We start from the raw sequence: 18,011 nt of genomic DNA, 5'->3' as shown, positions 1-18,011 counted from the left end.
CATGAACCTGTGGATCATCGCCGGCGGGCTGCTGGCCTACAGCGGTTTCTTGAGTTTGTGCCTGGGCCTTGAGCGGCACTACAAACAGCTTTACCAACGCGCCCCCGGCACAGGCGTGCAACGCCTGCTGCGCGGAAGCGGCTGGACGTTGCTGGCCGCCAGCTTTGCCTGCTGCGTGCAGGCCTGGGGCTGGGCCATGGCGGCGCCCGGCTGGTTCGGGCTGCTGGCGCTGGCCGGGCTGGGGCTGGTGTTGCTGCTGCCTTATGCACCGCGCTGGTCAGTGTGGTTGCCGGGGGTCGGCTGGCCGGTGCTGGGCGTGGCGATGCTGTTGTGATTCGCCAGATGCCGGCTCCCCCAGGCACTCAATACCAGCACGGCCATTGAGGCTGTCAATGCCACCTTGAATCCGGCGCTAGCGCCGGCGACATCGACCATTTGCCCGGACAACACCGCGCCCAGCGCGACACCGGCGTTCAAACCTGCCAGCAGCCAGGTCATGCCTTCGGTGAGTTGTTGCTCGGGCACCTCGCGCTCGATCAGTGACATCGCCACGATCATGGTTGGCGCGAAGAACAGCCCTGCCACGAATACCGCCGCCGCCAGCATCCACAGGTCGGTCACCCACATCAACGGCAGTGTGGTGGCGGCGGTGGCCAGCCCGCCCAGCACCAGCAGCCGGTGCAGCGCTAAAGACTGTTGCCATGCACCAAACAGCAGCCCTGCCAGACATGCCCCCAGCGCATAGGCCGACAACACCAGCGAAGCGCCCGCCGGTTGCCGCAGTTGCTCGGCAAAGGCCACGCTGACGATGTCCACGGTGCCGACAATCATGCCCATGGCGATCATCAACAATGCCAGCAGCCGCACGCTGGCCAGATGCAAGACAGACCGTGTGCCAGCAATGGCCTCGATAATCGCCGGTTGTGTGGCGTGCTGACGGACCAGCCAGACGGTACCGATGGCCAGTAGCACAGCAGCGGCCAATGGGCCGGCCTGAGCAAACGTCATCACGCTCAGGCAGACCGCCAGCGGCGGCCCGACGATAAAGCTCAGTTCGTCGAGCACCGTTTCCAGCGAAAAGGCGGTGCGCAAACGCGGTTGCCCACGAAAAATCGCCGTCCAGCGGGCACGGACCATGGCCGGCAGGCTGGGCATGAAACCGGTCAGGCAGGCGCCCAGAAACAGCGTCCAGTCTGGCGCCGGCCACCAGGTTGCCAATAACAGGACCGACACGCCCACCACGCTGATCAGGGTCGCGACCGGCAACACCCGGTCTTGCCCCAGCCGGTCCACCTGCCGTGAAATCTGTGGCGACAGCAGCGCATAGGTCAGCACAAAGGTGCCCGATACCGCTCCTGCCAGCGCATAACTGCCGCGCAACTGGGCGAGCATGGTGATGATGCCGATGCCCATCATCGGTAAAGCCAGCCGGGCAATCAGACCCGCAAGCACAAAAGCTGCGGCGCCAGGGACCTCGAACAGTGCGCGGTAAGGATTGGTCATGGTGCTCTCCAGAACATGCCCGCTTGCCAGAATGGCGTGGGGCGCGAACAATACATACATCTCGTATGTATAAACGCTACATACATACGGTCCGTATGTAAATATTCATACGCAACGTATGTAAGGAGAACGCAATGGTTCGCCGCACCCGCGCTGACATGGAACAGACCCGCATCACCTTGCTGGACACCGCCCGCAACGTGTTCAGCGAACGTGGCTACGCCGACACCTCGATGGACGACCTGACCGCACAGGCAGGCCTGACCCGAGGTGCGCTTTATCACCATTTCACCGATAAGAAAGGCTTGTTGGCGGCGGTCGTCGAGCAGATCGATGCCGAAATGGACGCACGCCTGCAGGCTATTTCCGACAACCATGAAAATACCTGGCAAGGCCTGCACGAGCGCTGCCGCAGCTACCTGCACATGGCTCTGGAACCTGAGATTCAGCGCATCGTGCTGCGTGATGCTCGCGCCGTATTCGGTGCCGCATCACCGCAAGCGCAGCGCCAGTGCGTTCGCTCGTTGCAGGATTTGATCGGGCGCTTGATCGAGCAAGGGGTTATCACCCAGGCCGACCCGCAAGCCTTGGCGCTGCTGATTTACGGGAGCATGACCGAGGCTGCGTTCTGGATCGCCGAGAGTGATGAGGGCCCGACACGGCTTAAACACGCCCTGACGGCGCTGGATTTGCTGTTGCGCGGGTTGTTGGCCGGCACGGACGAACGCAGCGTCAATTCACACCCTGGCCCCTGAATTCTTTATCATTGCGCCAGTTCCGCTGATTGAGCCGATCATGAAATTCGCTATTTGCCTGTTTAGCGCACCCCATGCGCCCTCTTCCCGTCGCGCCTTGCAATTTGCCCAGGCCGTGCTGGCCGGCGGGCATGAAATCGTGCGCCTGTTCTTTTATCAGGAGGGCGTGCACAGCGCCTCAAGCACGGTGGTCACCCCGCAAGACGAGCAGGACCTGCCGCGGCAGTGGAGCGCGTTCATTACCGCGCACGGCCTCGATGGCGTGGTGTGCATTGCCGCCGCCTTGCGCCGGGGCGTGTTGAATGCCGAGGAAGCGACGCGTTATCAGCGCGATGCGGCCAATCTGCAAGCGCCGTGGGAGTTGTCGGGCCTGGGCCAGTTGCACGATGCGGCGCAGACAGCGGATCGGGTGATCTGCTTTGGAGGGCCCTGACATGAGCAAATCGATGTTGATCGTCAGCCGTCAGGCGCCCTGGTCGGGGCCGGGCGCGCGTGAGGCGCTGGATATCGTGCTGGCCGGTGGCGCGTTCGACCTGCCGGTGGGCCTGCTGTTTCTCGACGATGGCGTGTTCCAGTTGCAGGCAGGCCAACACGCGGCGGCCGTGCAGCAAAAGGATGTCACCGCCAACCTCAAGGCGCTGCCGATGTTCGGCGTCGATGAGCTGTACGCCTGCGGCCATAGCCTGCAACAGCGCGGCATCGAGGCCAGCGAGCTGGATGACGATATTCGCACGCTGGCCAGCGGCGCCGACATTGCTGCCCTTTTCGACCGTTACGACCAGGTGATCACGATCTGATGGCGACCTTGCACGTTGTTTCCCATTCCCCGTTCACCGATACCCGCCTGGACAGTTGCCTGCGGGTGCTGGGCGAGCGCGATGCCGTGCTGCTGTGCGGCGATGGCACCTACGCCTTGCGCCGTGATGACCCGGCGCTGGCAGCACTCGGCGAGCGCTTGTTCGTGTTGCAGGAAGACCTGCAGGCCCGGGGCCTGACACTGCCGGCCGATGCAAGCGCGGTGGATTATCCGGGCTTTGTCGATTTGTCCATCCGCTTCGACAAGGTCAATACCTGGCTATGACCCATCTCACTGTTGCAGACCGCGCGATTGCGCTGGATCAGGATGGCTTTCTTGAAAACCTGTCCGACTGGTCGCTGGAGGTCGCCCAGGCGCTGGCCGCCGAGGAAGGCATCGACTTCAGCGCCGAGCATGAAGAAGTGCTGCTGGTGTTGCGCCAGTTCTATGCCGAATTCCAGTTGTCGCCGGCCACCCGTCCGCTGATCAAGTACACGGCACTCAAGCTGGGCCCGGACAAGGGCAACAGCATGCACCTCAATCGCCTGTTCAACGGCCGGCCCGCCAAACTGGCGGCCCGGCTGGCGGGCCTGCCCAAACCGACGAACTGCATATGACCGACTACAGCCCTCTTGTCACCGAAACACCCGTCGAACACCCGTTCGCCCAATTTGTGCGCATCCTCGGCAAAGGCAAGCGCGGCGCCCGTGGCCTGAGCCGCGAAGAGGCCCGCGAAGCGATGGGCATGTTGCTCGACGAAAAAGTCGAGGACACGCAACTGGGTGCATTCCTGATGCTGCTGCGCCACAAGGAAGAGAGCCCGGAGGAACTGGCAGGCTTTACCGAAGCCCTGCGCGAGCGCCTGAACGCACCGGCCATCAAGGTCGACATCGACTGGCCCAGCTATGCCGGCAAGAAGCGCCACCTGCCGTGGTTTCTGCTGGCCGCCAAGTGCCTGGCCAATAACGGCGTGCGCGTGCTGCTGCATGGCGGCGGCGCACACACCGCTGGCCGGCTGTACACCGAGCAGTTGCTCGGCCTGCTGAACATCCCGCTGTGCCGCGACTGGAACGCCGTGGATAACGCCATGCAGCAGCGCCATCTGGCGTTTATTCCGTTGGCCGACTGGGCGCCGCAGTTGCAGCGCATGATCGATTTGCGCAACACCCTGGGCCTGCGTTCGCCGATCCACTCGCTGGCCCGCGTGCTCAACCCGCTGAAGGCGCGTTGCGGTTTGCAGAGCATTTTTCACCCTGGCTATCAGAGCGTGCACCGCGAAGCCAGCCGCCTGTTGGGCGACCATGCCATCGTGGTCAAGGGCGACGGTGGTGAAATCGAGGTCAATCCCGACAACATCAGCCACCTGTACGGCACCACTGCCGGCCAGGAATGGGATGAGGAATGGCCGGCGTTGTCCGAGCGGCGCCACGTCAAGCCCGCCACCCTGGAGCCTGAGCATCTGCTGGCGTTCTGGCGCGGCGAGGTCGAAGACAGTTACGGCGAACTGGCGTTGCTGTCGACCATGGCGCTGGCCCTGCGCGGGCTGGGCGTGGAGCGCGAAGCCGCCTTTGGGCAAGCCCGGCAATTCTGGGAGAACCGCGACCGTTCTCTCTGATACATCGCCTTATTCGATCGATAGAGGCGGTTATTTGCGCTTTTAGTTCGAACCCTGGCCGATAGACTGGGCTCCAACGTTTACTCATAAAGTTTGGAGTCCAGCATGGGCCTGCTCATCGACGGACACTGGCACGACCAGTGGTATCAAAGCAGCAAGGAAGGCGCGTTCCAGCGCGAGAACGCCCAGCGGCGTAACTGGGTGACGGCGGACGGCGCACCCGGTCCCAGCGGTGAAGGTGGCTTCAAGGCCGAAGCCGGTCGTTATCACTTGTATGTTTCGCTGGCGTGCCCGTGGGCGCATCGCACCTTGATCGTGCGTCAGCTCAAGGGCCTGGAAAAGCTCATCGATGTGTCGGTCGTCAGCTGGCTGATGCTGGAAAACGGCTGGACCTTCGATAAGAGCACCGGCTCCAGCGGCGATGCGCTGGATGATCTTGAATTCATGCACCAGCGTTATACCGAAGATGACCCCGAATACACTGGGCGCGTCACCGTGCCGGTGTTGTGGGACAAACAGCTCAAGCGGATTGTCAGCAATGAATCGGCGGAGATCATCCGCATGTTCAACTCGGCGTTCAATGACCTGACCGGCAATCACCTGGACCTGTACCCCGAAAGCTTGCGCGGCGAAATCGACGCGCTCAACGAGCAGATTTACCCGGCCGTCAACAATGGCGTGTACCTGGCCGGCTTTGCGACGTCACAAGGCGCTTATGAAAAAGCCTTCGATGCGGTGTTTGCCAAGCTCGATGAGCTGGAAGTGCTGCTGGGCGAGAAGCGCTACTTGGCCGGCGAGCACCTGACCGAGTCCGATGTGCGTTTGTTCACGACCCTGGTGCGCTTCGATGCGGTGTACCACGGGCACTTCAAGTGCAACCTGCGGCGCCTGAACGAGTACCCGAACCTGAGCAACTGGTTGCGCGAGCTGTACCAATGGCCGGGTGTGGCGCAGACCGTGGATTTCGAGCACATCAAACACCACTACTACGCCAGCCACCGCACGATCAACCCGACCGGCATCGTCCCCAAAGGGCCGAAGCAGGATTTCACTGTCGGGCATGACCGGGCGCGGTTGACGGGTAACGGCATCTGGCAGATTGATTAACGATTATGAGCTTGCACAAAACCCCGTAGGAGCGCGCTCTGCCGAAATGCCGGATCACCGCGACCGGCTGCGTCAGCAGTCGTAACCGTTCAGCGTTTCACACATTTCTGTGAGCGCTTCGCGCTCAGTCGCGGGCAAGCGTGCACCTACACGGGGTTCAGAGCGAACCCTGTGCCCCTTCGAACCAGGCCAGTTTTTCACGTAGTACGACCACTTCGCCGACGATGACCAGTGTCGGTGCATGCACTTCGTGCTCGGCGACCAGTGTCGGCAGGTCGGCCAGCGTGCCGGTGAAGACCCGCTGGTTGACCGTGGTGCCCTGCTGGACCAGTGCCGCCGGGGTGTCGGCAGCACGGCCATGAGCGATCAGTTGCTCGCAAATGGTCGGCAGCCCCACCAAACCCATGTAGAACACCAGAGTCTGCGCCGGCGCGACCAGGTCTTGCCAGGGCAGATCGGTGGTGCCGTCCTTGAGGTGCCCGGTGATGAAACGCACCGATTGCGCGTAGTCACGATGGGTCAGCGGAATCCCGGCGTAGGCCGCGCAGCCGCTGGCGGCGGTGATGCCGGGTACGACCTGGAACGGGATGCCGTGGGCCGCCAGTTCTTCGATCTCTTCGCCACCGCGACCAAAGATAAACGGGTCGCCGCCTTTAAGGCGCACGACTCGCTTGCCTTGTTTGGCCAGGTCCACCAGTTGCTTGTTGATCTGCTCTTGCGGCAGTGCATGCTCGCTGCGGCGCTTGCCGACGTAGATGCGCTCGGCATCTCGCCGGCACAGCTCGAGGATCGCCGGGGCGACCAGGCGGTCGTAAAGCACCACGTCGGCCTGCTGCATCAGGCGCAGGGCGCGAAAGGTCAGCAGGTCCGGATCACCGGGACCGGCGCCGACCAGATACACCTCACCGGGCGCATGCGGCGGTGCGCCGTCAACCTTGGCGCGCAGCAGGCGCTCGGCTTCGGCGCCCTGCCCGGCCAGTTGCCGGTCGGCAATCGGGCCTTGAAACACCTCTTCCCAGAACGCCCGGCGTTGCTGGACATCCGGGTAGAGCTGTTTGACCTGATGGCGAAAACGCGCGGCCAGGCCCGCCAGTTGCCCGTAAGTCGAAGGAATCCAGGTTTCCAGCTTGGCGCGGATCAGCCGCGCCAGCACCGGCGCATCGCCGCCGCTGGACACGGCAATCACCAGCGGCGAGCGATCGACGATGGCCGGGAAGATCACGCTGCACAGCGCGGGCGCGTCGACCACGTTGACCGGCATGCCGCGCTGGCGGGCGTCCCTGGAGACTTGCGCGTTGAGTGGTTCGTCGTCGGTGGCGGCGATGACCAGCACGCAGCCGTCCAGATCGCCCGGCTCATAGCCGCGCAGGCGAATATCGGCACCACTGCGCTCGGCCAGCTCGCGCAACTGGGGCTCGATCTCAGGCGTAACCACCCGCAACAGCGCACCGGCGTCGGCCAGCAGGCGCGATTTGCGCAAGGCAATCTCACCGCCGCCGACCACCAGCACCCAGCCGCCACGCAGGTTGTGAAACAGTGGCAGAAATTCCATTTAGCCGATGACCTCAAGGCCGCCCATGTACGGCTTCAGGACTTCAGGTACACGGATCGAACCGTCAGCCTGCTGGTAGTTTTCCAGCACGGCAACCAGGGTACGACCGACGGCCAGACCCGAACCGTTCAGGGTGTGCACCAGTTCAGGCTTGCCGGTTTCCGGGTTGCGCCAGCGGGCCTGCATGCGGCGCGCCTGGAAATCACCGCAGTTGGAGCACGAGGAGATTTCACGGTATTTGTCCTGGCTCGGCACCCAGACTTCAAGGTCATAGGTCTTGACCGCGCTGAAGCCCATGTCGCCGGTGCACAGCGCCAGAACACGGTACGGCAGTTCGAGCAATTGCAGAACGCGCTCGGCGTTGGCGGTCAGCGATTCGAGTTCTTCCATCGATTGCTCGGGTGCAACGACCTTGACCATCTCGACCTTGTCGAACTGGTGCTGGCGGATCATGCCGCGGGTGTCACGACCCGAAGCACCGGCTTCGCTGCGGAAGCACGGCGTGTGGGCGACGAACTTGAGCGGCAGCTGTCTGGCATCGAGGATCTGGCCGGAAACGATGTTGGTCAGCGACACTTCGGCGGTCGGGATCAGGTACAGGTCGGCTTCGCCGTCGCGGCTGATCTTGAACAGGTCTTCTTCGAACTTCGGCAGCTGGCCGGTGCCTTGCAAGGCAGGCGCCTGCACCAGGTACGGGGTGTAGGTTTCCTCGTAGCCGTGCTCGTTGATGTGCAGGTTGATCATGAACTGCGCCAGCGCGCGGTGCAGACGGGCAATCGGCCCGCGCAGCAGGGCGAAACGGGCACCGGACAGCTTGGCGGCGGTTTCGAAGTCCAGCCAGCCGAACTTCTCGCCCAGCGCCACATGGTCCTGAACCGGGAACTCAAAGGCGGTTGGCGTGCCCCAGCGGCGCACTTCAACGTTGCCGTCTTCGTCTTCGCCGACCGGCACCGAAGCGTCCGGCAGGTTGGGGATGGTCAGCAGCAAGCTGTCCAGCTCGGCCTGGATATTGTCCAGTTCGACCTTGCCGTCGCTCAGCTCGGTGCCCATGCGCTCGACATCGGCCATCAGCGGTGCGATGTCTTCGCCACGTTGCTTGGCCTGACCGATTGATTTGGAACGGGCATTACGCTCGGCCTGCAGCTGTTCGGTCTGGGTCTGGACAACCTTGCGCTTGGCTTCAAGCGCTTCAATACGGGCTACATCCAGGGTGAAACCACGGGACGCCAGGCGATCCGCTACGTCCTGAAGGTGGGTACGCAGCAGTTTGGAATCGAGCATATCGTTCTCTCGTCTATCAAAGTCGGGTCAAAGTCAGGCCCACCCAGGTTGCGAGCAGGCCGCCAAACACGCTGATACCGGCATAGCCGAAGGCTAGCGGTACCTGCCCGCTTTCAAGCAGGCGCAGCGTATCCAGTGAAAAGGATGAAAAGGTCGTCAGACCCCCTACAAAACCGACGATCAGGCCGGCGCGAATCTCGATCGGCACTTCCGGACGAATCAGAAACAGGCCATACAGCACGCCGATGATCAGGCAGCCGACCAGATTGACCGCCAGAGTGGCTGTATAAAAGTGCCGCGGCCAGTGGGCGCTGACCCAGTTGCCGGTTGCGAAGCGCAATAATGTACCAGCGATGCCGGCAATCGACACCGCAAGAATGGTCTGAATCACGACTTTCTCCGCTGCCGGGGGCTGGCAGCGTCCAGTGCGTGCAGATGACGCAGCTTTTCGCCGATTTTCAGTTCCAGGCCGCGAGGCACCGGCTCGTAGTACTGGCGCGGCTCAAGTTCATCGGGAAAGTAGTCTTCGCCAGCCGCATAGGCGTCAGGTTCGTCGTGGGCGTAGCGGTATTCTTCACCGTAACCCAGTTGTTTCATCAGCTTGGTGGGCGCGTTGCGCAGGTGCAGCGGCACTTCCATCGAGCCGTTTTCGGCCACATCGCGCATCGCCGCCTTGAAGGCCATGTACACCGCGTTGCTTTTCGGCGCGCAGGCCAGATAAACGATGGCCTGGGCCACGGCCAGTTCGCCTTCCGGGCTGCCCAGCCGCTCCTGGACATCCCAGGCCGACATGCACAGCGGCAAGGCGCGCGGGTCGGCGTTACCGATGTCTTCGCTGGCCATGCGCACCACGCGGCGCGCCAGGTACAACGGGTCGCAACCACCGTCGATCATGCGTGCAAACCAGTACAGCGCGGCATCGGGGTTGGAGCCCCGAATTGATTTGTGCAGCGCCGAGATCTGGTCGTAGAACGCCTCGCCGCCCTTGTCGAAACGCCGCCGGCTGTCGCCCAGCAGGCTTTGCAGCAGTTCGTTGTCGATCTCGCTACCGTCTTCGGCGAGGTCCGAGGCATTTTCCAGCAGGTTGAGCATGCGCCGGCCATCGCCATCGGCAGCCGCCATCAGGGTGACAAAACCTTCATCGCTCAGGCGCAGATGACGCTGGCCCAGGCCACGGTCTTCGCTGAGCGCACGTTGCACCAGCTTGCGCAGCGCAGCTTCGTCGAGGCTTTTCAGCACATAGACGCGCGCCCTGGAGAGCAAGGCGTTGTTGAGTTCGAACGAGGGGTTTTCGGTGGTCGCGCCGATAAAAATCAGCGTGCCGTCCTCGACATAGGGCAGAAAGGCATCTTGCTGGGACTTGTTGAAGCGGTGCACTTCGTCGACGAACAGGATGGTGCGCCGGCCGTATTGCGCCGCTTGCTGCTTGGCGATCTCGACGGCCTGACGGATTTCCTTGACGCCGGCCAGCACTGCCGAGACGGTTTCGAAGTGCGCATCGGACACCTTGGCCAGCAGCCGGGCCAGGGTGGTCTTGCCCACTCCCGGCGGGCCCCAGAAGATCATCGAGTGCAGCGCGCCCTGTTCCAGTGCTTCGCGCAGGGGCTTGCCGTGGGCCAGCACATGCTCCTGGCCGACGTACTCGTCCAGATTGGTCGCCCGCAAGCGGGCGGCCAGGGGCTGAGCGATGGGTTCACGACTGAACAGGTCCATGGTCCTGGGTAAAAGCCTCTTATTCCTGAATGACGTCCGCGCCCTTAGGCACCTGGAACTGGAACTTGCCGGCCGGGACCGGCTCGTTGGCCTTGACCCCGGTAAACAGGATATTGGTGCGCTGGCCGACGTTATCAACCAGTTGCATGTCGTTGATCAGGCCATTGCGAAACGACAGGCGCAGGTTGTCGAACAGCGTGTCCTTGCTCTTGGGCTTGAGGGTGAAGTCAAGCACGCCGCCGGCTTCCTTGGCGGTGATGTCAAAGCTTTCACTGATCTTCGACACATCGCCCGACAGCAGCAGCGCCGGGGTCTGGGTCAGGCGCTGATCCAGGGTCTTGATCGTGACTTGTTGCAGGTCCGGGTCCCACAGCGAGACTTTCTTGCCGTCGGAGACCATCAGTTGTTCCTGCGGCGCATCGGTGTGCCAGTTGAACAGGCCAGGACGCTGCAAGGTCATTTCACCGGTGGTTTCCTGCAACTGGGTGCCGCTGCCGTCCAGGGTCATCTGCGAGAAGCGCCCGGTCAGGGTCTGGGATTTTTCCAGCAATTGGGTCAGGCGTGCCACGTCCTTGCTGTCGGCATGCGCCGCCACGGTGGAGAAGGTCAGAGCAGTGGCCAGTAACATGCGGATAAGACGCATGGGATTCCTCATTGGATTCGCTGAAATAGCGACAGCGTGACCAGCACGCTGTCGGTGTTGTAAACATTCAATCATCAATCGCGCATCGGAGCCGGCGCGATGACCTCACGTGAACCATTGGTGTTCATCGGGGTGACGACGCCTGCGTTTTCCATCGACTCGATCATTCGGGCAGCGCGGTTGTAGCCGATCTTGAGCTTGCGCTGTACCGCAGAAATCGATGCACGGCGGCTTTCGAGCACGAACCTGACCGCCTCGTCGTACAACGCATCGCTTTCGCTGTCGTCGCCGCCCTCACCGCCACCGCCGTTCTCGAAGCCGCTGCCGGCCTCTTCGACGCCGGCCAGAATATCGTCGTTGTAGTCTGGACTGCCACGCATTTTCCAGGCTTCGACGACCCGGTGCACTTCTTCGTCGGACACGAAGGCGCCGTGTACCCGAATCGGCAGGCTGGTGCCTGGCGGCATGTAGAGCATGTCGCCGTGGCCGAGCAATTGCTCGGCGCCGCCCTGGTCGATGATGGTCCGCGAGTCGATCTTGCTCGACACCTGGAAGGCCATGCGGGTTGGAATGTTGGCCTTGATCAGGCCGGTGATCACATCCACCGACGGACGCTGGGTGGCGAGGATCAAGTGAATACCGGCGGCCCGGGCTTTCTGGGCGATCCGGGCAATCAGCTCTTCGACCTTCTTGCCGACGATCATCATCATGTCGGCGAATTCATCCACCACCACCACGATGGTCGGCAGGGTCTTGAGCAGCGGCGCTTCGTCATGAATGCTTTCACGGCGATACAGCGGGTCGCCCAGCGGTGTGCCCGCCTCCTCGGCGTCCTTGACCTTGCGGTTGAAGCCGGCCAGGTTACGCACGCCCATGGCCGCCATCAGCTTGTAGCGCCGTTCCATCTCGGCGACGCTCCAGCGCAAGGCGTTGGCGGCGTCCTTCATGTCGGTCACTACCGGGCACAGCAGGTGTGGAATGCCTTCGTAGATCGACAGTTCGAGCATTTTCGGGTCGATCATGATCAGGCGCGCGTCTTCCGGGCCTGACTTGAACAGGATCGACAGGATCATGGCGTTGACGCCCACCGACTTACCGGAACCGGTGGTACCGGCGACCAGCAAGTGCGGCATCTTGGCAAGATCGGTGATGACCGGACGCCCGCCGATGTCATGCCCCAGCGCCAGCGGCACCGGTGACTTGGCCGCTTCGAATTCGGGCGAGGACAGCACTTCGGAGAAGCGCACCATTTGCCGGTCATCGTTGGGAATCTCGATACCCACCGTGGTCTTGCCGGGAATCACCTCGACCACCCGCACGCTGGTCACCGCCAGCGAACGGGCAACGTCCTTGGCCAGGTTGGCGATGCGGCTGACCTTGACGCCGGCGGCCGGCTGGATTTCGTAACGGGTGATCACCGGGCCCGGATGGATGGAATCCACCGAGACCTCGACGCCGAATTCCTTGAGCTTGATTTCCAGCAGCTTGCCGACCGCGTCCAGCGATTCCGGCGAGTAGTTGAGCGGCTTCTTTTCGACCGGGTCGAGAATCGACAGCGGCGGCAGCGTGCCCGCCACCGCACTGTCGATGAACGACGGCGCAGGCGCCGGACGCGGTGCCGGCTCCAGCGGCTTGGGCGGTGCCGGCGGGATGATTGCCGGCGCAGGCTTGGCGCGCTCGACGGGCAGCTCTTGCGCAGCCGGCGCAGGCTTGGCCAGTGACGGGGCAGCCACAGCAGCAATGCCAGGCGCAATGACCGCAGCAGGCACCGGTGGCGCCGCCGCAGGCATCGACACCGGAGGCACGGGACGGCTGACCGGCTGCTCGCGCTCAAAGACCTTGTCGCGCGGCTTGACTTGCGGCTCACGGCGCTCGGCGACCACCGGCGCACGCACGGCCTCGCGCAGGTCGGCTTCGCGCAGCTTGGCGACCATTTGCTTGCGCTCGACGCGCGCGGCCCACCAGCGGCTGACCGCACCTTGCAGCAACTCGAACAGGTCCAGCGTGATCTTGCCGGTCATGTCCATGACCTTGAACCACGACAGGTCGGTAAACACGGTCAGGCCAAACAGAAACAGGGCAATGAACAACAGGGTGCTGCCCTGGATGTTCAGTGCCCGCTTGGCCAGGTCGCCCAGCACTTCGCCCAGTACGCCACCGGCGGAACCCGGAAAGCCTGCGGCAAAATGAAAATGCAGGTGCGCCAGCGCAGCGCCCGCCAGCACCAGAAACACAAGACCGATGGTGCGCCAGGAAAACAGCCAGCCACTCCACTGCCACGGCTCGTGCCGCTGGCGGAAGACCTGCCAGGCCTTGATGGCCAGCAGCAAGGGGAAGATGTAGGCGAAATAGCCCAGGACCATGAACAGGATGTCGGCACTGAAGGCGCCCGCGCGGCCCGCCGCGTTCTGCACCTCGGTGGCATTGCTGCTGGTATGGCTCCAGCCGGGATCGCTCTGGTCGTAGGTCAGCAACGACATCATCAGATACAGGCACAGGAAACCGAAGGCGATCAATGCCCCTTCCTTGAGCCGATAATGCAACTGCTGCCGCCAGAGGGGTACAGCTGCGGGTGCTGGTGTGGATTTCTTCAAAACGCTTTATTTCCTGCGCAAGCGCGCGAACAACTCTAATGAACGACCACGAACGGCGACTTGAATGATAACGCGCAAAGTGGGCATTGTACGGCTTTGCCTGCCTGCGAGTCTGTCAGGCATCTTCAAGTACCGCCGAGAAGGCCTAATTTGAGCATGCATTCTCTTTCGTGACAAAGGCTTATGACGTACAACCCATCCAGAATGGCCTGCTTGTGACCGTCTTTGCGGTATAGAGTTGCACAGGCGGCACTGCCCTCCCCTTCCCTTGCGAGGAACCCTGACGCCATGTTGACCTGGTTACAACGCAACAGCCTGGATTTTCCGCCCCTGAACAAGGCCCTGCGCGAGCCCGACGGGCTGCTGGCCGCCGGCGGCGATCTGTCGGCAGAACGCCTGGTACGGGCTTATCGGCATGGCTGCTTTCCATGGTTTCAGGATGGGCAGCCCATTCTGTGGTGGTCGCCCGACCCGCGCACCGTGCTGTTTCCTGAAGAACTGCATGTGTCGCGCAGCCTGGGCAAGCTATTGCGCCAGCAGCGTTACCGGGTGACGTTCGATCAGGATTTTGCCGCCGTCATCCAGGCCTGCGCCGAGCCACGCAGCTATGCGCAGGAAACCTGGATCACCCGGCAAATGCAGGACGCTTATCGGCGACTGCATGAGCAAGGCCACGCCCACAGCGTGGAGGTCTGGGACGGCGATGCGCTGGTCGGCGGCCTGTATGGCCTGGCCATGGGGCAGCTGTTTTTCGGCGAATCGATGTTCAGCCGCGCCGACAATGCCTCCAAGGTCGGCTTTGCGACTCTGGTGGAGCGCCTCAAGGCCTGGGGCTTTGTGCTGATCGATTGCCAGATGCCGACCCAGCACCTGCAAAGCCTGGGAGCACGTTCGATTGCCCGCCAGGACTTTGCCGAGTACCTGCGCAGGCACCTCGATGTCAAAAATAACGCCGACTGGTTGCCTAGGCGAGTTTGACAGGCTGGCTTACACTCTTGGTAACGGTTTATATAACGGGGGCAACCATGACCGAGCTGGCACGGCTAAAGTTTTATGCCACTCAACCCCACGCCTGCAGCTACTTGCCCGATGAACAAGCCACCACCTTGTTCCTGGATCCCAGTCAGCCTATGGATGTGCAGGTGTATGCCGACCTGTCGGACATGGGGTTTCGCCGCAGTGGCGATCATTTGTATCGGCCGCACTGCCAGAATTGCAGCGCCTGCATTGCGGCGCGCATCCCGGTAGACCTGTTTGTGCCAGACCGGCAGCAGAAGCGCATCATCAAGCGCAATGCAGACTTGCAGGTGCGCAGCGTCAAGCCGACGTTCACCCAGGAATATTTCGACCTGTACCAGCGCTATATCGAGCAGCGCCACGCCGACGGCGACATGTTTCCGCCCAGTCGCGACCAGTTCATTACTTTTCTGGTGCGTGACCTGCCGTTTTCACGCTTTTACGAGTTTCGTGCCGAAGGCCGCCTGCTGGCCATCGCCGCCACCGACATGCTGCCCAACGGTCTTTCGGCGGTGTACACCTTCTACGAACCCAACGAAGAACGCCGCAGCCTGGGTCGCTATGCCATCCTCTGGCAAATCGCCGAGACCGCCCGCTTGAATCTGCATGCGGTGTACCTGGGTTACTGGATAAAAAACTGCAAAAAGATGAATTACAAGACCCAATATCGCCCCATTGAGCTGCTCACCAATCAAAGATGGGTCACTCTGTATTGAAGTCCTTGGCGTAACAGGCATTTTTCGGGCACAATGCACGCCGCTTTTGCCTGGCGCCACTTGCACCGGGCCACTCATTTGAAACCCGAGGGCTTTACTGCATGTCGAAAGAAGACAGCTTCGAAATGGAAGGCACTGTCGTCGACACCCTGCCCAACACCATGTTTCGCGTGGAGTTGGAAAATGGGCACGTCGTAACTGCGCACATCTCCGGCAAGATGCGCAAAAACTACATCCGTATTTTGACCGGCGACAAGGTGCGCGTTGAACTGACGCCTTACGACCTGAGCAAAGGGCGCATCACCTACCGCGCTCGTTAAGTACGCACGCTTTAGACAACAAAGCCCGGCATTGCCGGGCTTTGTCGTTTCTGCAGATTGCCTTTGCAAGCGCCTGCGACCCGCCCCTTGCGAGGCGGGCCATACAGCATCAGGCCATTTCTGCGGTGGTCTCGTAGTCGAAGGTGATCTCGCCATCCTTGATGTCGATATGCACCACGCCACCATGCTCTGACAGCTCGCCGAACAGAATCTCTTCTGCCAGCGGGCGCTTGATGCGGTCCTGGATCAGGCGCGCCATCGGCCTGGCTCCCATCGCCGCGTCGTAGCCACCCTGCGCCAGCCAGCTGCGCGCCGCATCGGAGACTTCGAGCAGAACGCGCTTGTCCTCCAGTTGCGCCTGCAGCTCGGTGAGGAACTTGTCCACCACACTCTTGATGACTTCGTGACTGAGGCGGCCGAACTGGATAATGGTGTCCAGACGGTTACGGAACTCAGGCGTGAAGCTTTTCTTGATCACTTCCATGGCATCGGAGGAGTGATCCTGGTGAGTAAAGCCAATCGAAGCCCGCGAAGCGGTTTCGGCACCAGCGTTGGTGGTCATGATCAGGATCACGTTGCGGAAGTCCGCCTTGCGACCATTGTTGTCGGTCAGCGTACCGTGGTCCATGACCTGCAGCAGCAGGTTGAAGACCTCGGGATGCGCCTTCTCGATCTCGTCGAGCAGCAACACGCAATGCGGCTGCTTGGTGATGGCCTCAGTCAGCAGACCACCCTGATCGAAGCCGACATAGCCCGGAGGCGCACCGATCAGCCGCGATACAGTGTGACGCTCCATGTACTCGGACATGTCGAAACGCACCAGCTCGACACCCAGCGCCTTGGCCAGCTGGCGAGCCGCTTCGGTCTTGCCGACGCCGGTCGGGCCTGCAAACAGGAACGAACCGACAGGCTTGTCGGGCGACTTGAGCCCGGCACGCGACAGCTTGATGGCCGTGGACAGCGAGTCAATGGCTGCATCCTGACCAAAGACGGTGAGCTTGAGGTCGCGCTCCAGGTTACGCAGCAGTTCCTTGTCGGAGCTGTTGACGTGTTTAGGCGGAATACGCGCGATCTTGGCCACGATGTCTTCGACATGCAGCACTTCGATGCGTTTGACACGCTTCTCGACCGGCTGCAGACGCTGGTAGGCGCCCGCCTCGTCGATCACATCGATGGCCTTGTCGGGCATGTGACGGTCATTGATATAGCGCGAGGCCAGCTCGGCCGCCGCACGCAACGCCTCGTCGCTGTACTCGATGTTGTGGTGCTGTTCGAAACGACCCTTGAGCCCTCTCAGGATGCCAATGGTGTCTTCCACCGACGGCTCGGAGACATCGACCTTCTGGAAGCGACGCGCCAGGGCACGGTCTTTCTCGAAGATGCCGCGAAATTCCTGGAAGGTGGTCGAGCCAATGCAACGGATATCACCCGACGACAGCAGCGGCTTGAGCAGGTTGGAGGCGTCCATGACGCCACCGGACGCAGCACCGGCACCGATGATGGTATGGATCTCGTCGATGAACAGGATGGCATGGGGACGTTTGCGCAGTTCATTGAGCAGCGCCTTGAAGCGCTTCTCGAAATCGCCACGGTACTTGGTGCCCGCCAGCAATGCGCCCAGGTCCAGCGAGTAGACGACGCTGCTGGCCAGCAGATCCGGCACCTGGTTGTCGACGATACGCTTGGCCAGGCCTTCGGCGATGGCGGTCTTGCCGACACCGGCCTCACCGACCAGCAGAGGGTTGTTCTTGCGACGACGAGCAAGGATCTGCGCGACGCGCTCAACCTCGGACTCGCGGCCCACCAGGGGGTCGATACGCCCCTGACGCGCCTGCTCGTTCAGGTTGCTGGCATAGGCATCCAGAGGATTGCCTGAGGAAGAAGCCTCACCGCCCTCGTCGTCCTGCATATCTTGCTCACCTTCGGAAGAGTGTTCGCCGTGCCCTGGAACCTTGGAGATTCCGTGGGCAATGTAGTTGACGACATCGATCCGGGCCACGCTCTGCTGCTTGAGCAGAAATACGGCCTGGCTTTCCTGTTCGCTGAAGATTGCTACCAGCACGTTGGCACCGGTGACTTCGCGCTTGCCGGAGCTTTGCACATGGAATACGGCGCGTTGCAGCACGCGCTGGAACCCGAGCGTTGGCTGGGTTTCACGATCCTCGTCATGAACCGGGATCAGTGGAGTGGTGGAGTCGATGAACTCCTGCAGATCACGCTTGAGCTTATCGAGGTTTGCGCCGCAGGCACGCAAGACAGTGGCTGCAGCCTCGTTGTCCAATAAAGCCAGCAGAAGGTGTTCGACGGTCATGAATTCATGACGCTTCGAGCGCGCTTCCTTGAAGGCCAGATTGAGGGTGACTTCGAGCTCACGGTTTAACATAGCTTCACCTCATACC

At 62.0% G+C, this 18,011-nt stretch carries 19 protein-coding genes; 11 read left to right on the top strand and 8 right to left on the bottom strand.

The window, feature by feature from the left end:
• Position 1 precedes the first annotated feature (1 nt).
• Positions 2–334, top strand: coding sequence for a DUF3325 domain-containing protein (locus ACYAS9_RS03275; protein ID WP_463566883.1), 333 nt, complete (start codon positions 2–4; stop codon positions 332–334).
• Here ACYAS9_RS03275 and ACYAS9_RS03270 read toward each other — a convergent pair.
• Positions 262–1,503, bottom strand: coding sequence for an MFS transporter (locus ACYAS9_RS03270; RefSeq protein WP_463566882.1), 1,242 nt, complete (start codon positions 1,501–1,503; stop codon positions 262–264). The two genes, ACYAS9_RS03275 and ACYAS9_RS03270, sit on opposite strands and share 73 nt — an antisense overlap.
• Before the next feature lie 134 nt (positions 1,504–1,637).
• Between ACYAS9_RS03270 and ACYAS9_RS03265 the strand changes: the two genes are divergently transcribed.
• The 7 genes from ACYAS9_RS03265 to ACYAS9_RS03235 all read left to right on the top strand — a co-directional run bounded on the left by ACYAS9_RS03265 (position 1,638) and on the right by ACYAS9_RS03235 (position 5,776).
• A complete protein-coding gene (locus ACYAS9_RS03265) occupies positions 1,638–2,258 on the top strand; it encodes a TetR/AcrR family transcriptional regulator (RefSeq protein WP_463566881.1) in 621 nt (206 codons plus the stop codon).
• A gap of 40 nt (positions 2,259–2,298) precedes the next feature.
• On the top strand, positions 2,299–2,691 hold the full coding sequence (gene tusD, locus ACYAS9_RS03260) for a sulfurtransferase complex subunit TusD (protein ID WP_463566880.1): 393 nt from the start codon (positions 2,299–2,301) through the stop codon (positions 2,689–2,691).
• A gap of 1 nt (position 2,692) precedes the next feature.
• The gene (tusC, locus tag ACYAS9_RS03255; protein WP_463566879.1) at positions 2,693–3,055 is read left to right on the top strand and encodes a sulfurtransferase complex subunit TusC; all 363 of its coding nucleotides are present in this window, start codon (positions 2,693–2,695) and stop codon (positions 3,053–3,055) included.
• Positions 3,055–3,339, top strand: coding sequence for a sulfurtransferase complex subunit TusB (tusB, locus tag ACYAS9_RS03250; protein ID WP_463566878.1), 285 nt, complete (start codon positions 3,055–3,057; stop codon positions 3,337–3,339). Before tusC ends, tusB begins: the two co-directional genes overlap by 1 nt.
• Complete coding sequence (locus ACYAS9_RS03245; protein ID WP_463566877.1) at positions 3,336–3,671, top strand: TusE/DsrC/DsvC family sulfur relay protein; 336 nt, start codon at positions 3,336–3,338, stop codon at positions 3,669–3,671. Before tusB ends, ACYAS9_RS03245 begins: the two co-directional genes overlap by 4 nt.
• On the top strand, positions 3,668–4,669 hold the full coding sequence (locus ACYAS9_RS03240) for a glycosyl transferase family protein (protein ID WP_463566876.1): 1,002 nt from the start codon (positions 3,668–3,670) through the stop codon (positions 4,667–4,669). Before ACYAS9_RS03245 ends, ACYAS9_RS03240 begins: the two co-directional genes overlap by 4 nt.
• 105 nt (positions 4,670–4,774) lie before the next feature.
• Positions 4,775–5,776: a glutathione S-transferase family protein gene (locus ACYAS9_RS03235; protein WP_463566875.1), complete on the top strand. Its 1,002-nt coding sequence runs from the start codon at positions 4,775–4,777 to the stop codon at positions 5,774–5,776.
• A 157-nt stretch (positions 5,777–5,933) separates the two neighbouring features.
• Here ACYAS9_RS03235 and cysG read toward each other — a convergent pair whose 3' ends face one another.
• From cysG to ACYAS9_RS03205, 6 genes are all read right to left on the bottom strand, one after another.
• Entirely contained in the window at positions 5,934–7,328 is a 1,395-nt protein-coding gene (gene cysG / locus ACYAS9_RS03230; protein ID WP_463566874.1) for a siroheme synthase CysG, read from the bottom strand.
• Positions 7,329–8,609 carry a serine--tRNA ligase gene (serS, locus tag ACYAS9_RS03225; RefSeq protein WP_463566873.1) on the bottom strand — a complete coding sequence of 427 codons (1,281 nt, stop codon included), beginning with the start codon at positions 8,607–8,609 and terminating at the stop codon, positions 7,329–7,331.
• Between the two features lie 16 nt (positions 8,610–8,625).
• Entirely contained in the window at positions 8,626–9,000 is a 375-nt protein-coding gene (gene crcB, locus ACYAS9_RS03220) for a fluoride efflux transporter CrcB (protein WP_459744914.1), read from the bottom strand.
• Positions 8,997–10,322: a replication-associated recombination protein A gene (locus ACYAS9_RS03215; RefSeq protein WP_463566872.1), complete on the bottom strand. Its 1,326-nt coding sequence runs from the start codon at positions 10,320–10,322 to the stop codon at positions 8,997–8,999. Before ACYAS9_RS03215 ends, crcB begins: the two co-directional genes overlap by 4 nt.
• Positions 10,323–10,341: 19 nt before the next feature.
• A complete protein-coding gene (gene lolA, locus ACYAS9_RS03210) occupies positions 10,342–10,965 on the bottom strand; it encodes an outer membrane lipoprotein periplasmic chaperone LolA (protein WP_463566871.1) in 624 nt (207 codons plus the stop codon).
• Positions 10,966–11,039: 74 nt separating this feature from the next.
• The gene (locus tag ACYAS9_RS03205; RefSeq protein WP_463566870.1) at positions 11,040–13,559 is read right to left on the bottom strand and encodes a DNA translocase FtsK; all 2,520 of its coding nucleotides are present in this window, start codon (positions 13,557–13,559) and stop codon (positions 11,040–11,042) included.
• A gap of 288 nt (positions 13,560–13,847) precedes the next feature.
• Between ACYAS9_RS03205 and aat the strand changes: the two genes are divergently transcribed.
• The 3 genes from aat (at position 13,848) to infA (ending at position 15,612) form a co-directional block, all read left to right on the top strand.
• On the top strand, positions 13,848–14,537 hold the full coding sequence (gene aat, locus ACYAS9_RS03200; RefSeq protein WP_463566869.1) for a leucyl/phenylalanyl-tRNA--protein transferase: 690 nt from the start codon (positions 13,848–13,850) through the stop codon (positions 14,535–14,537).
• Between the two features lie 47 nt (positions 14,538–14,584).
• Entirely contained in the window at positions 14,585–15,292 is a 708-nt protein-coding gene (locus ACYAS9_RS03195; RefSeq protein ID WP_463566868.1) for an arginyltransferase, read from the top strand.
• Between the two features lie 101 nt (positions 15,293–15,393).
• Complete coding sequence (gene infA / locus ACYAS9_RS03190) at positions 15,394–15,612, top strand: translation initiation factor IF-1 (protein WP_002553999.1); 219 nt, start codon at positions 15,394–15,396, stop codon at positions 15,610–15,612.
• A 109-nt stretch (positions 15,613–15,721) separates the two neighbouring features.
• On the opposite strand, the gene clpA is transcribed toward infA, so the two are convergent.
• Positions 15,722–17,995 (bottom strand): ATP-dependent Clp protease ATP-binding subunit ClpA, encoded by a 2,274-nt coding sequence (gene clpA, locus ACYAS9_RS03185; protein WP_463566867.1) that lies wholly within the window; start codon positions 17,993–17,995, stop codon positions 15,722–15,724.
• Positions 17,996–18,011: the final 16 nt, after the last annotated feature.

The sequence above is a fragment of the Pseudomonas sp. HP_08 genome (genome assembly GCF_055284095.1).
The sequence above is the reverse complement of the archived record's forward strand: the minus strand, read 5'-3'. Positions and strand labels throughout refer to the sequence as shown.

Excerpts from the sequence above, each read along its gene's own strand:
- cysG (WP_463566874.1), bottom strand. The coding sequence starts at position 7,328 with ATGGAATTTCTGCCACTGTTTCACAACCTGCGTGGCGGCTGGGTGCTG.
- serS (WP_463566873.1), bottom strand. The coding sequence starts at position 8,609 with ATGCTCGATTCCAAACTGCTGCGTACCCACCTTCAGGACGTAGCGGAT.
- ACYAS9_RS03215 (WP_463566872.1), bottom strand. The coding sequence starts at position 10,322 with ATGGACCTGTTCAGTCGTGAACCCATCGCTCAGCCCCTGGCCGCCCGC.
- ACYAS9_RS03235 (WP_463566875.1), top strand. The coding sequence starts at position 4,775 with ATGGGCCTGCTCATCGACGGACACTGGCACGACCAGTGGTATCAAAGC.
- ACYAS9_RS03275 (WP_463566883.1), top strand. The coding sequence starts at position 2 with ATGAACCTGTGGATCATCGCCGGCGGGCTGCTGGCCTACAGCGGTTTC.
- infA (WP_002553999.1), top strand. The coding sequence starts at position 15,394 with ATGTCGAAAGAAGACAGCTTCGAAATGGAAGGCACTGTCGTCGACACC.
- ACYAS9_RS03195 (WP_463566868.1), top strand. The coding sequence starts at position 14,585 with ATGACCGAGCTGGCACGGCTAAAGTTTTATGCCACTCAACCCCACGCC.
- lolA (WP_463566871.1), bottom strand. The coding sequence starts at position 10,965 with ATGCGTCTTATCCGCATGTTACTGGCCACTGCTCTGACCTTCTCCACC.
- ACYAS9_RS03265 (WP_463566881.1), top strand. The coding sequence starts at position 1,638 with ATGGTTCGCCGCACCCGCGCTGACATGGAACAGACCCGCATCACCTTG.
- clpA (WP_463566867.1), bottom strand. The coding sequence starts at position 17,995 with ATGTTAAACCGTGAGCTCGAAGTCACCCTCAATCTGGCCTTCAAGGAA.
- aat (WP_463566869.1), top strand. The coding sequence starts at position 13,848 with ATGTTGACCTGGTTACAACGCAACAGCCTGGATTTTCCGCCCCTGAAC.
- tusD (WP_463566880.1), top strand. The coding sequence starts at position 2,299 with ATGAAATTCGCTATTTGCCTGTTTAGCGCACCCCATGCGCCCTCTTCC.
- ACYAS9_RS03270 (WP_463566882.1), bottom strand. The coding sequence starts at position 1,503 with ATGACCAATCCTTACCGCGCACTGTTCGAGGTCCCTGGCGCCGCAGCT.
- ACYAS9_RS03240 (WP_463566876.1), top strand. The coding sequence starts at position 3,668 with ATGACCGACTACAGCCCTCTTGTCACCGAAACACCCGTCGAACACCCG.
- tusC (WP_463566879.1), top strand. The coding sequence starts at position 2,693 with ATGAGCAAATCGATGTTGATCGTCAGCCGTCAGGCGCCCTGGTCGGGG.
- ACYAS9_RS03245 (WP_463566877.1), top strand. The coding sequence starts at position 3,336 with ATGACCCATCTCACTGTTGCAGACCGCGCGATTGCGCTGGATCAGGAT.
- tusB (WP_463566878.1), top strand. The coding sequence starts at position 3,055 with ATGGCGACCTTGCACGTTGTTTCCCATTCCCCGTTCACCGATACCCGC.